This is a genomic window from Mariniflexile maritimum (assembly GCF_009746565.1).
Taxonomy (GTDB): Bacteria; Bacteroidota; Bacteroidia; order Flavobacteriales; family Flavobacteriaceae; genus Mariniflexile; species Mariniflexile maritimum.
This window is the reverse complement of record NZ_WRPN01000006.1, coordinates 1-12,819: the sequence shown is the minus strand read 5'-3', so window position 1 is coordinate 12,819 and position 12,819 is coordinate 1. Positions and strand designations below refer to the sequence as shown.

Below are 12,819 nucleotides of genomic sequence, written 5' to 3'. Positions count from 1 at the left end.
GAGGTTAATTAGGGTCTAGCTTATTAAAAAACACCCATGTTTCGTTTGGTTTTGTACCTTCAATACCTGTTTGGTATTTTTTCATCAATGCATTCCATTCAATAACACGTGGATTGTTTTCGGTTGTTTTCGGATTTAATTCATCCAAACTGGCACCTTTAGGAACACTTATTACCAACATTAACTGGCGGCCATTTTTAAACACTTGTAATTGTTGAAAATTGGCATTGCAAAAACCTTGTGCAACTTCTGGCCATTTCTGGAACTGGGTTTTGTGATGGTCTAAATACGCTTGCTGAAGTTTTTCATCTGCCACCAAATTGGCCGTTAAAATAAAATCATCCCACTCTTGTGCGGGTTTTGAATTTTCACATCTTTCAAATTTGGTAAAATTATAAACTGGGTTTTGGTAACTTTTTACTTCAGCCTGTGGGCAAAGCAGTGCCAACCGGTTTTTTAATTTTTCAACACTGTTCATTTTTCCATAAATCACCAAGTGGTTTTCCCATTGGTAAAATCCTTGATTGATAATTCGGAAACTTTTAACCAATTTCGCAATTGCAGCCATATCAAAATCGGTTCCTACCAATTCAATAACCGCATTTTCGGGCAGTTCCTGTAGTTGCCAATTTTTATCGATTACCACCTCATTTTCTAAATATTTATAAGGATTTCTAATACCCGCATTTTTTTTAATCGCTTCATCTACATACGGACTGTTATGTTCCCAAACATTGCCAGGGCCATTGTTGTTTTTCAATATTTTTTCTACTGGAATCCAGTTGTTTTTTACCGAAAAAAACGAAGACCCTTCATCGGTATATAAATAAAGCCATAAATACGGATCGTGTGCATACGGACTGTGATAAACGTTATTGATATAGTTCTCTTCAATGCTACTGTTGGGTTGCGATGACAATGTGTAAATGCCCGCTACATCGTGCAAATGTTTTGCATAGTGATGAATTTTATTCGCGGTTATTTTATTGTTGCGCATAACGCTTGATGATGGCGTCCAGCCCCAACCTAAACTAATACCTGTGTATGAAACATCGGAAATTTCATTGTGTGCAATGGTTATGTTTTTTACAAATCCGGCAGCAATTCCAACCGTACCCCAATCTTCATTTGCTACATTGGTTATTAAATTATCGGTAATCACTTCATTAGAGCAAACATCGCGTTCATCTTTAGGATTATAGGGTAAATGGGCTTCAAAAGATTCATCGGAAAACACGCCTACATTAATGGCAGTTCCCCCAATATCCTTAAATAAATTACCAATAATGGTATTGTGGTTCGTGCCCTTATTCAAGTCTAATCCGGTGGATGCTAAATGTTGAAAATTACATGCTTCAAACTTTAAATTATTGGCAAAATTCACCTCAACAGCTGCTCTGGGACGTCCAACCCACGCCTGATTTTCCAAACTGGCCTTGTCGAGCGTTCCTGGTATTTTTAATTTATAGGCATCCAATAAATACATGCCCGTTTGCAAGGGCACGTGGCCATTTTGAGAGGGCCGAAGCCAATTGGCATATTCAAAGGAAATGCCTTTAAAGGATATGTGTTTCACAGGAAAATCGGCATTGCCTTTAATTTCAAGTAAATTTTCCAGTACAGGTGCCATTACTTTAACCGAATTTATATCTTCACCTGCACGTGGATAATAGTAAATTTTTCCGTTATCATGGTTTAGATACCACTCCCCGGGTTCGTTCAGCATGGACATGCCATTATTTAGAAAGAACGCTGAATTTCCGTTATTTTTTGAAATCCAAGGTGCCGGCCACGGATGCTCGCTTTGAATTCTACTTTCTGGTTGAAGAAAAGATACCTTAGCACTATCGCCTTTTACCATAATATCCTTAATACGAAGGTTGGCAATGGCCCACCACTGCACAATGAACATTTCCATGCCGGGTTGGAATACGATGGATTTATCTTTAAATGGAATCCAACAGGTTTCAGAGTTTTTATCCCAAGATAAAATTCGTTCCATCTTAGTGCCCGAAGTGCTTTTTGCCCTAATGGCCTTTTTTCCGTTTACCCATAATTGCCTGTAATCAATAATTTTTCCTGCCTTTTTAGGTGCATCGGCAACCCAAACCGTTCCTGCCTTTAAACCATGTATGTTTCCTTCATATTTTTTCCATCCATTTATTTGTACGCCCCCATTTAAAATGGGTTTTGCATTAAATTCTGCTTCAATAATTGTTGGGCTTTCAGGAGTTCCAGAATCTTCAGGCCTTATAAAAACCGGCTCATCTAAATAAAAAATTCCGTCCATCAATATAATATGGATGCCATCTTTTATTGAGGGATCGTTTAGTCGGCGCAGTTCCCTAGCTTTTCTTATGGCCATATTTAGTGTTGCGAGCGGACTTTCCTTTGTTCCTAAATTGGTATCGTTCCCATGGTTGCCAACCCAAATTTCAGTGGCATTACATGAAAATGCCATAATAATAGCCATGAAAAATAGTGCAATTTTTGTACTGTTGGTATCTTTCATTTTTTTGTTTCTGCTTTATTCAATTTAACCCTTAACACTTTTTTTTTGAGATTTGTTAAAACTAAGCAACCAACCTCAATAGTAAATTAAGTAAAACTAAATTTGTTTTCAATAGATTTTTAACAATTAGCCTTAAAACACTTGTTAAAAGATAGCTAATATTTACAATTTATTAATAAAACAATGGTATTTTCAAGCGATGGTCAATTTTATAAATGGTTTTTGAAGCGCACAAACCATGTTTTAAGCCCAAAGCATATCGTTTAGGCGGATTGATTTCCAACTAAAAGAAATGTACATGACAGCTTTTTTCGTTTTAAAAAACGCACGATTGTATTCCGTATTCCGATTTAATAGCTTCTATTTTAACGGGTTTTCCGGTTTTTAGTGCTCGATCCATTGCTTGAAGAAGAGCTACCGTGCCGATACCTTCCAACATGTTTGGGTAAGCTGTGAAATTTTGTTCAATGCTATCAACAAAATATTCAAGATAATTCTGGTACTCGCCCGCATGATGGCTTTGCCCTTCAAAACGGTAGTAGTATTTAAGCTTTTCATCACCCCAATATATTATTTTTTCTTCCCCTTCCTTGCTAGTAACCGAGTAGCGCAACTCATGATAATCTGCCTGACTAGCCCCATGCATACCGCGGAGCACACAAGTTAACGTGCTATCTCTTTTGGTAGGTTGTGTTGGTGATGAATAAACACCGCTTACCCGAGCCACGCGCCCATCTTTAGCCTTAAAAATAAAGTGCATAGTGTCCTCGTTCTTTAAACCAGCCTCTTGGCCGTTTGTACTTATCATTCCATAGCCCATAACCTCTTCAATATCTGGTAAATACCATCTAATAAAATCTACAGGATGACTTAAACCACCATAAAGCCACTTAAAAGATTTTAATAATGACCATTCCTTGGCCAGAAACCAACGGTTGTCTGCGTGGTAATGTGCTTCGATAGTAATTAAATTACCTATAACGCCTTCCTCAAATTCCTTTCTTTGCTTTTTCATGGGTTCGGAAAACCGCGAGCTTTGTCCTATAAAAACCTTTTTTCCTGTTTGTTCGCACAAGGTTATCAGTTCTTTGGCCTTTGTTAAATCGTCAATAAAAGGTTTGGTGCAAACCACGTGTTTTCCATGCAATAATGCCAGTTTAACATGTTCGGCGTGTAAATGGTCGGGCGTATAAATGGCTATAATATCGATGGAATTATCTTTCAACAATTCATCATAATTTGTTGTATATGGGTAAAAATCAAATTCCTTGGCCCTTTGTTTGCAGAGTTCTTCATTGATATCGCAAACTTTTACCAAATGAATTTTTTTACTTTGTAAAGCTGCAGACATGGTGCTACGCCCTTCTCCCAAACCTAGTATCGCTAATTTCAACATATTGTGAATCCAATTTTTAAAACATATAATTTTTCCTATAAATCTATATGTCCAAATAATACCTTTTTTAAATTGGTAGCTAATATTTACTTTTTTATACTATAAATATGTTATTTTTAAACGATGGTCAATTTTATAAATACTATTGCTTTAATAAAATGTGAGCTATAATTTATATTTGTATTCCCTTTTTAAAACTTCAATATGGAAAATCCAACTAAAAAAAATATGTTCACCAAAAAAAACAAAACCGGAAATCATGGCATTTGGTGGCATAAAGATAATTTGGGCCCTTTAAAAAACTTGCCATATATAAGGCAATTTGGAAGCATGAAATTCTCTAAAGTACGAATGGACGATACTATGCGCCCGCATTTGAACGACGGTATTGAAATCCATTTTGTAATTAGCGGCAAATACAATTGGGTTGTTGAAGAAAAAGAAATTGAACTTTTACCAGACAATTTATCGGTTACAGCACCTTGGCAATTGAACGGAAGCCCTATGGGGAAAATGGATATTGGACAAATAAACTGGATTGTAATTAAACCGGAGACCTATGAATTGGACTCGGAACTCAAATTAGGCTCGTGGACCAAATTATCAAAAAAATTCCAAAAAAAATTAGGCTATTTGATAACCCAACAACAGCATATAGTTATTGAAAAAGCCAAAGTATTTAAGAAATATTTTTCAGAATTGGAAAAAGAACTCTTAAACCAAGATGAAGGTTTTGAAATTATGGTTGGGAATATTATTGAAAACTTATTTATTGACCTGTACCGATCTCTTGCCCTAAGAGCCCAAAAAAATGACGAAGAAGACAACTTTATTGGGAAATTAACCCAAATAGTGACTAACGACCTGAACAAAAAATGGATCATTGATGATTTGGCCTATATGTTTGGAATGGGCAAAACCAAATTTACCTACGAAGTGAAAAAACTTACCGGCTATCCCCCCAACAGTTTTATAATAAATCTAAAAATAGAAAAAGCCATTGAGATGATGCAAAAAAATGAGTTCACAATGCCCGATATTGCTTATGCCTGCGGGTTTTCATCATTACAACATTTCAATTCAACGTTTTCACAACGTATTGGCATAAGCCCAGTTAAATATAAAAACTCAAATTAAACAACTCAGCGCTATTGCAATTAACTTTTAGTGGTTTTTATTCAAAATTATGGCTTTTCTAATTTTCCATTGCTCTTTCTGTTGTTAATGTATCATTCTAAAGATAGTACTCCAAAATTTTAGTTTGATGTTCTGTATTATATCCTATTTGCATTTTTTTTAAATGGAAGTTCAAGTAATAAATGCAACATCAAACCTTTACCCATCGTTTTTATTTAGCTCCGGGCGGACAATATTTTTTTAAATAATTGGTAAATAAGGTTCGCAAATGCTGGTTAGTGCCTTCGCCTTCCCTTATACTATGCGTGCGGTTTGGATAGGGCATAAACTGGAATTGTTTGTTGTGTTTTACCAATTCATTAACCAACAATTCGGCGTTTTGGTAGTGTACGTTATCATCGCCCGTTCCGTGAATGTAGAGTAAGTTTCCCTCAAGGTTTTTGGCGTAGGTTATGGGCGACCCGTTTACAAAATCGGCCCTGTTTTCTTGTGGTAAACCCATGTAGCGTTCTTGATAAATGTTATCGTAGGTTAATTGATTGGTAACTGCGGCAATGGCAATGCCCGTTTTGTATATTTCTGGATACTGAAACATTAAATTTAAGGTAGCTGCTCCGCCACCGCTCCAGCCCCAAACGGCAACACGGGTAGGGTCTATAAACCCCCATTTCAAAATTTCTTTTGCTGCCATGGCTTGATCTTTAATATTGATGATGCCAATATTTCTATAAATACTTTTGCGCCATGCGCGCCCTTTGGGTGCCGGCGTGCCACGATTATCCAATGAAACATAAACATACCCATCATCTGCCATGTTACCGCTATAAAGCCTGTTGCTGCCAATGCCGTAAGTATCGGTAACGGTTGCTGTTGCAGGTTCGCTATACACATAAAACACTAAGGGGTATTTTTTTGAAGGATCAAAATTTGTTGGTTTTACCATCCATCCATCCATTTCAATACCATCGGCGGTTTTCACTTTAAAAAATTCTACTTTAGGTTTTTCTTCTAGTTTGGAAATATTTGCTTGTATCCCTTTCGCCTCGTCAATAGGCTTATGGTCTGAAAACGAAATTAATTCTGAAGCGTTTTTTGTGAAATGATTTGAAAAACTATGAATTGCGTAAGTTCCGGTGGGCGATACGTTATAATCGTGTGTGCCTTGTAATGCTTTCGGGCTTATTAATTTTAACGTTCCTTTTCCGTCGAGGCTGGTTTTATACAGGTAACTTTGCGTTGCATTACTGGGAGATGCCATAAAATACACAGCCCCTCCTTTGGTATCAACCAATTTTAAATCGGTAAAATCATAGTCGCCTTTTGTAATAAGCTGTTCCTTGCCATTCTCCAAAGACACATTATATAAATGGCGCCAACCATCTTTTTCGGTAGCCCATAAAATACTTTTTCCGTTATTTAGCCAGTTGTATTTATTGGTAAAATAAACATCGTATTTATAACCTTCATCATAAACATCCACCCAAGCAGCATCTATTTCTTCATATATCATTTTTGAAGTTCCTGTATTAGGTTCAGCAACAAATAATTTACTCTCGTTTTGTTTTCGGTTTAACTGCTGAATCAATAATTTTTTGGTTGATGGGATAAACTCCATACGCACCAAATAATGTTGGCGCGCATCACCCGGAATGTTCATCCATGTAGTTTTAGCATCGGCAATCGTTACGGTTCCTACTTTACAAGCAGAAGGAGATTCGCCCACTTTGGGATATTCTATGGGTATAATTTCAGAATATATGGCATCGGTATTATTGATCATGTAAAACTTTTTGATGTCGCTGGCGTTAATTTGCCAATAGGCAATCGATTTGCTATCCGGACTCCAACGAAAACCGTCGCGACATGCAAATTCTTCCTCATAAACCCAATCGAACGTACCATTAATTAACGTAGTAGAACCATCAAATGTAAGCGGTTTAATTGTTGCGGTTTTTAAATCTTCAACATACAAATTATTTTCGCTCACATAGGCAACTTGGTTGCTATCGGGCGAAATTTTGGCAAACATAAGCGACGCTTCGGGCAACGACTTTCCTAGTTGTTGCAATGTGCCGGTACCTAAATTTAAAACCCAGTAATCGCCCCTGGTATTTAATCGCCACACCTTTTGGGTATTGGTGAAGAGCAATACCTTTTTTTCATCATCGGAAATCTTAAAATAGCTAACATCCAATGGTACGCTACTGCCTGAAGGCGTTAATTGTTCTTTTGAAATTAAAATTCTCGAATCGTTTGCAGGCAAGGTGTAAAGCATAATATTACCGTTTTGTATGCGGTAATAAGCATTGCCATCTTTGGACCACATAAAACTGCCTTGGGAAAATACCAGGCAGGATACCAACATAAAAAAAGAAAAAAAGTAAAAGGCTTTTTGCTTAAGAAGCCCTTGGAAACCAAAATTTGAAATACGCATAAACGTGAGTTTTGACAGGTTAAAAAGTAACTTATAAAAGTTTTTCAATTTAATAATTTATTTTAAGTTGGAAGCCGTTTTAGGATAGGTTTAACCGACGTTTTTTTTAACAATGCTGTTCACATTACTGTAAAATAACACCATAAAAAAAGCCCTGTAAAACAAGGCCTTTAAATTTTATTTTTTATGAAGGTGGCAAATTAAATAATAAGCATCGCATCGCCATAACTGTAAAACTTGTATTTTTCCTTTACGGCTTCTTCGTAGGCCTTTTTAATAAAATCATGTCCCGCAAACGCAGAAACCATCATTAACAAGGTTGATTTTGGCGTATGGAAATTGGTAATCATGCAGTTGGCGATACTGAAATCGTATGGAGGAAAAATAAATTTGTTGGTCCATCCTTCAATTTCGTTTAACTGCCCATTTGAAGATACCGAACTTTCAATAGCGCGCATTGCGGTGGTTCCAACGGCGCAAACGCGCTTTTTGTTTTGGATGCCCTTGTTTACAATGGCTACTGCTTTTTCGTCAATTTTAAGCTCTTCGCTATCCATTTTGTGTTTTGAAAGATCTTCAACCTCAACGGGGTTAAAAGTGCCCAAACCAACGTGCAAGGTTACTTCGGCAAACTTTACGCCCTTAATTTCCAAACGTTTCAATAAATGTTTTGAAAAATGGAGACCTGCGGTTGGTGCTGCTACGGCCCCTTCATTTTTTGCGTAAATGGTTTGGTATCGCTCTTCATCTTCAGGTTGAACTTCGCGCTTAATATATTTTGGAAGCGGTGTTTCGCCCAATTCGTTTAGTTTTCGGCGGAATTCCTTATACGACCCATCGTATAAAAAACGTAGGGTACGCCCCCTGGAAGTTGTATTGTCTATTACCTCGGCAACTAAGGTATCATCGTCGCCAAAGTACAGTTTGTTGCCTATTCGTATTTTTCGTGCCGGATCGACCAGAACGTCCCACAGGCGCTGTTCTTCGTTTAATTCCCTTAATAGAAACACTTCAATTCGCGCCCCCGTTTTTTCTTTGTTTCCGTATAATCTGGCAGGAAATACTTTGGTGTTGTTCAATATTAAAACATCATCTTCATTAAAATAATCGATAATATCCTTAAACATTTTGTGTTCGATGGTTTGCTTTTTTCTGTCTAAAACCATTAAACGCGATTCGTCTCTGTTTTCTGCTGGATATTCTGCTAATAATTCTTCTGGTAGGTGAAAACCAAAGTGTGATAACTTCATGTATAAATAAGTTTATGGGTTTATTGTTTATGAGTTTAAAACCAATGCTTAAAATTATAAACGGCTGCAAATATACAATGTGCAGATAGGGGTTGTCAAGTAAATGGATGATTATTATTTACTTATTTTAAAACCGATGCGTTCTAGGTCGCTCCAAAACGTTGGATATGATTTTGAAACCACTTCGGCATCTTCAATAGCAATAGGTGTTTTAAGTGCTAAGGGCGCAAACGCCATGGCCATTCTATGGTCGTTGTAGGTAGCGATTGCCTCGTTTGGGCACCCAGAAGCAAGGGAGCCCGCACCTGGTTGAAAAAGTGTATTGGGTTTTAAGTGCAGCGATTTGTCTGTAATATCAACGCTTCCGCCCAATTTTTCAATTTCGGTTTTTAACGCCACTAACCGGTCGGTTTCTTTAATTTTTAAGGTGTGAAGTCCTGTTAAATCGCAAGCTATTCCCAAAGCGAAACAGGTTACGGCTATGGTTTGGGCAATATCGGGAGACGATTGAAGATTTGCATTTAACGATTTTTGATTGACGGATTGCGATTTTTTGAGAATTATCGAATGGTTTTCAAAGGTTGTTTCAACCCCAAAATGTTTGTATATTTCTACTAATGCAGAATCGCCCTGTAAGGAATTTTCTTTGTAAGACGAAAGTGTTATTTCCGTTCCAGCATCACTTAATGCCACCATACTGAAATAATAGGATGCCGAAGACCAATCGGATTCCACAGTTAAGGTGTTGGTTTTTAGGGTTTTGTTGTTTGGTTTTACCGTAATTGCATTTTCGATAAAGGAGGTTTCAACACCAATTTCTTCTAACAAACTTAAGGTCATTTTTATATAGGGCACCGAAGTTATTTCGCCTTCAAGTGTTAATTCCAGTCCGTTTTCAAGCTTTGGGGCAATAAGCAACAACGCAGAAATGTACTGGCTGCTTACGTTTGCTTGTAGCGACACCTTATTGTTGGTGAGTTTTTTGCCCTTTATTTTTATGGGTGGAAACCCTTCGTTTTCAACATAACGAATATCTGCACCTAATTGTTTTAACGCTTCAACCAAAATTTGAATAGGGCGTTCCTTCATCCGTTTTGAACCTGTTAGCGTAATTTCTCGCCCTTCTTGAACTGAAAAATAGGCCGTTAAGAATCGCATGGCGGTACCAGCGTGGTGGATGTCAATAATATCAGAATTTGAATTTAAAGCACTGGTCATCAACACACTGTCATCAGAATCCGAAACGTTTTCCAAGGCAATTGACGGGTAAAGTGCTTGCAACAATAATAACCTGTTGGTTTCAGATTTTGAACCCGTTATGGTGATTTGTGACTTTCTATTTAAAGTGGAGGTTTTTAAAAGTAGATTCATTTTATTTCAAGGACATTCACAGAAAGGCGTAAAGATACACAGAGATTTTTTATCCACAACCCTTTCAGGGTTTAAAACCCTGAAAGGGTTAAATATCATTTTAATTTCTCATTATTATGGTGCCTATCGTGGTCGCGCTTGGTTTTTAAATCCAATTTTTTATCGAAGGCTTTTTGCAAGTCAACGCCGGTTTGGTTTGCCAAACACAGCACTACAAATAGCACATCGGCCAATTCTTCGCCCAGGTCTTTATTTTTATCGCTTTCCTTTTCGCTTTGTTCGCCATACCTGCGGGCAATAATGCGGGCTACCTCGCCAACTTCTTCGGTAAGTTGCGCCATGTTGGTAAGTTCGTTAAAATAACGAACGCCGTGGTTTTTTATCCAGTTATCGACTTCTTGTTGGGCGTTTTGTATGTTCATGTTTACAAGTTTAAATTAAGTCATCCAATATTTGCAAAAGGATAAAATTATTAATGATTAATTTAGAAAATTATATTACTCATTCCTTATTTTTTGAATCGATGATGATGGTTACCGGGCCATCATTTATTAATGCTACTTTCATATCGGTACCAAATTGACCGGTTTGCACGGGTTTGCCCAAATCGGTCTCAAGTTGCTTTATAAATGTTTCATAAAGCGGAATGGCAACCTCTGGTTTTGCTGCTTTTATATAACTGGGGCGGTTGCCTTTTTTGGTGGCGGCATGCAGCGTAAATTGGCTAACCACCAAAATTTCGCCATTTACCTCCAACAGCGATTTATTCATTACATTATTTTCATCTTCAAAAATGCGAAGGTTTACCGTTTTGCTTGACAACCAGCTTATATCTTCCTGCGAATCATCATCAACAACGCCCAAAAGCACCAACAATCCGTTTGAAATAGATGCAACCATTTCGCCTTCAATGGTAACGCTTGCTTTTAAAACTCTTTGTATGACTACTTTCATAAACCCCTAAATCTACGAGTGGAACTTTTTGTTTTGTACTATTATTTTATCTTTTCAAGTAATTAATCAACCTTACATTTTAGTAAGTTTTTTCCTTTGGTGAAATATACTCAGTGCAATGGGGCATTTATTCCCAATCATCCGTTCTGTAATGTTCATCATCACCTTCCACGATTTGCACATAACTTCGATAGCGCGAAAATGCCAGTTCATCGGCATCCAACGCTTTTTTAACAGCGCAATTGGGCTCGTGGATGTGCAAACAATTATTGAACTTACAATCTTGTTTTAATTTAAAAATTTCAGGGAAATAATCGCCAACTTCTTCTTTACCCATATCAACCACACCAAAACCTTTAATGCCCGGGGTGTCAATAATTTTACCGCCAAAACTTAAATCGAACATCTCTGCAAAGGTTGTGGTGTGCTGCCCTTGCATGTGTTGGGTTGAAATGGCTTTGGTTTTAAGGTTTAAAGTAGGCTCTAAAGCGTTTACAAGTGTTGATTTACCCACGCCCGAATGTCCTGAAAACATGCTCACTTTATCGTGCATCAATGTTTTTACCTTATCTACATTTTTACCCGTAGTGGCCGAAACTCCAATACATTCGTACCCAATTTTTCTGTAAACGTGTGCCAAATACTTTACCTCGTTAAGCATTTCTTTAGTGTAGGTATCCATTTTATTGAACAACAAAATGGTATTTATGGAATAGGCATTGGAAGTTACCAAAAACCGATCGATAAAACTGGTAAGCGTAGGTGGATTGTTAATGGTTATCATTAAAAAAACCTGGTCGATATTGGCGGCGATGACATGGGTTTGTTTTGATAGATTAACCGATTTACGAACAATATAATTGGTTCTATCGTGGATGTTGTGAATAACTCCCGACACTTGATTGTTATCGGTTTCCAACTCAAAATCCACGTAATCGCCTACCGCAATGGGGTTGGTGCTTTTAATACCTTTTAAACGGAATTTCCCTTTTATACGGCACTCGTAAGTGTCGCCCAAAGGGGTTTTAACGGTGTACCAACTTCCGGTAGATTTATAAACGAGTCCTGTCATTAATCAATTAACTATTATACTACAAATTAACAACTTTTCAATTAAAGAAAAATAGTATATTAGTAACATAAATTTAAAACCATACCAAATGAAAAAATTAGTAGTGTGCATGGCTCTTGTATCGTTAGCCTTTATGGATGCAAAAGCACAGGTTGAATACAAAGTTATTACCAGCGTAGAATCGATTGTACCCAGTGGCTTAGGGCGTTCACGGATTATTAGCGCCAATGAGGAGAAAAACTTTAAGGATTACACAACAACACAGACCGATGATGACAACAGTAGAAACAAATCGGATCGGGGCGAGATTCGCGTTAAGGATTTTGACGAGACCAAACTGCTGAATTTTTACAATATTGCCGGTATTCGTTTTCAGAACATTGCTGCCAACGACGCTGTTATTACATCAAAAATAAACACCATGGTTGCTGAAGGCTGGGAGTTGGCCTTTGTTTCCAGCGCGGTAGAAAGTGATGCCGGAAAAGACGATGCACAAGGTATTTTTATAACGCGATATATTTTTAAACGAAATAAATAATAGAAGTGATTTAAACTTTTCACAGAAAAAATAAAAGGGTTGCCGATATTTGCGTTACCACACGTAAAATATTCAAAAGCAACCCATTATGTACACAGTACTTGACAAAGATACGATAGAATTGGAAATTATCCCATACATACCATTGACAAAAC

Annotated in this window: 10 protein-coding genes; 2 read left to right on the top strand and 8 right to left on the bottom strand. The window is 37.2% G+C overall.

What is annotated here, in order from left to right; all coding sequences use genetic code 11:
- Positions 1-4 precede the first annotated feature (4 nt).
- Entirely contained in the window at positions 5-2,512 is a 2,508-nt protein-coding gene (locus GQO80_RS09475; RefSeq protein ID WP_157208121.1) for a right-handed parallel beta-helix repeat-containing protein, read from the bottom strand.
- Between the two features lie 316 nt (positions 2,513-2,828).
- The gene (locus tag GQO80_RS09470) at positions 2,829-3,908 is read right to left on the bottom strand and encodes a Gfo/Idh/MocA family protein (protein WP_157208120.1); all 1,080 of its coding nucleotides are present in this window, start codon (positions 3,906-3,908) and stop codon (positions 2,829-2,831) included.
- A gap of 204 nt (positions 3,909-4,112) precedes the next feature.
- On the opposite strand from GQO80_RS09470, the gene GQO80_RS09465 reads away from it, so the two are divergent.
- Positions 4,113-5,045: a helix-turn-helix domain-containing protein gene (locus GQO80_RS09465; protein ID WP_198037753.1), complete on the top strand. Its 933-nt coding sequence runs from the start codon at positions 4,113-4,115 to the stop codon at positions 5,043-5,045.
- Between the two features lie 211 nt (positions 5,046-5,256).
- Here the strand turns inward: GQO80_RS09465 and GQO80_RS09460 are convergent, their stop codons facing one another.
- The 6 genes from GQO80_RS09460 to rsgA form a co-directional block, all read right to left on the bottom strand.
- Positions 5,257-7,479 carry a S9 family peptidase gene (locus GQO80_RS09460; protein WP_232333146.1) on the bottom strand — a complete coding sequence of 741 codons (2,223 nt, stop codon included), beginning with the start codon at positions 7,477-7,479 and terminating at the stop codon, positions 5,257-5,259.
- A gap of 200 nt (positions 7,480-7,679) precedes the next feature.
- Entirely contained in the window at positions 7,680-8,729 is a 1,050-nt protein-coding gene (gene queA, locus GQO80_RS09455; protein ID WP_157208119.1) for a tRNA preQ1(34) S-adenosylmethionine ribosyltransferase-isomerase QueA, read from the bottom strand.
- A gap of 114 nt (positions 8,730-8,843) precedes the next feature.
- Positions 8,844-10,100, bottom strand: a complete 1,257-nt coding sequence (locus GQO80_RS09450) for a 3-phosphoshikimate 1-carboxyvinyltransferase (RefSeq protein ID WP_157208118.1) — start codon at positions 10,098-10,100, stop codon at positions 8,844-8,846.
- A gap of 95 nt (positions 10,101-10,195) precedes the next feature.
- A complete protein-coding gene (locus tag GQO80_RS09445; RefSeq protein WP_157208117.1) occupies positions 10,196-10,522 on the bottom strand; it encodes a nucleotide pyrophosphohydrolase in 327 nt (108 codons plus the stop codon).
- Between the two features lie 79 nt (positions 10,523-10,601).
- Positions 10,602-11,054 carry a D-aminoacyl-tRNA deacylase gene (gene dtd, locus GQO80_RS09440; protein WP_157208116.1) on the bottom strand — a complete coding sequence of 151 codons (453 nt, stop codon included), beginning with the start codon at positions 11,052-11,054 and terminating at the stop codon, positions 10,602-10,604.
- Positions 11,055-11,181: 127 nt separating this feature from the next.
- Positions 11,182-12,126, bottom strand: a complete 945-nt coding sequence (gene rsgA / locus GQO80_RS09435; RefSeq protein WP_157208115.1) for a ribosome small subunit-dependent GTPase A — start codon at positions 12,124-12,126, stop codon at positions 11,182-11,184.
- 88 nt (positions 12,127-12,214) lie between these two features.
- On the opposite strand from rsgA, the gene GQO80_RS09430 reads away from it, so the two are divergent.
- Positions 12,215-12,664, top strand: coding sequence for a hypothetical protein (locus tag GQO80_RS09430; protein WP_157208114.1), 450 nt, complete (start codon positions 12,215-12,217; stop codon positions 12,662-12,664).
- Positions 12,665-12,819 lie beyond the last annotated feature (155 nt).

Coding starts and splice junctions, on each gene's coding strand:
- GQO80_RS09475 (WP_157208121.1), bottom strand. CDS start 2,512: ATGAAAGATACCAACAGTACAAAAATTGCACTATTTTTCATGGCTATT.
- GQO80_RS09470 (WP_157208120.1), bottom strand. CDS start 3,908: ATGTTGAAATTAGCGATACTAGGTTTGGGAGAAGGGCGTAGCACCATG.
- GQO80_RS09465 (WP_198037753.1), top strand. CDS start 4,113: ATGGAAAATCCAACTAAAAAAAATATGTTCACCAAAAAAAACAAAACC.
- GQO80_RS09460 (WP_232333146.1), bottom strand. CDS start 7,479: ATGCGTATTTCAAATTTTGGTTTCCAAGGGCTTCTTAAGCAAAAAGCC.
- queA (WP_157208119.1), bottom strand. CDS start 8,729: ATGAAGTTATCACACTTTGGTTTTCACCTACCAGAAGAATTATTAGCA.
- GQO80_RS09450 (WP_157208118.1), bottom strand. CDS start 10,100: ATGAATCTACTTTTAAAAACCTCCACTTTAAATAGAAAGTCACAAATC.
- GQO80_RS09445 (WP_157208117.1), bottom strand. CDS start 10,522: ATGAACATACAAAACGCCCAACAAGAAGTCGATAACTGGATAAAAAAC.
- dtd (WP_157208116.1), bottom strand. CDS start 11,054: ATGAAAGTAGTCATACAAAGAGTTTTAAAAGCAAGCGTTACCATTGAA.
- rsgA (WP_157208115.1), bottom strand. CDS start 12,126: ATGACAGGACTCGTTTATAAATCTACCGGAAGTTGGTACACCGTTAAA.
- GQO80_RS09430 (WP_157208114.1), top strand. CDS start 12,215: ATGAAAAAATTAGTAGTGTGCATGGCTCTTGTATCGTTAGCCTTTATG.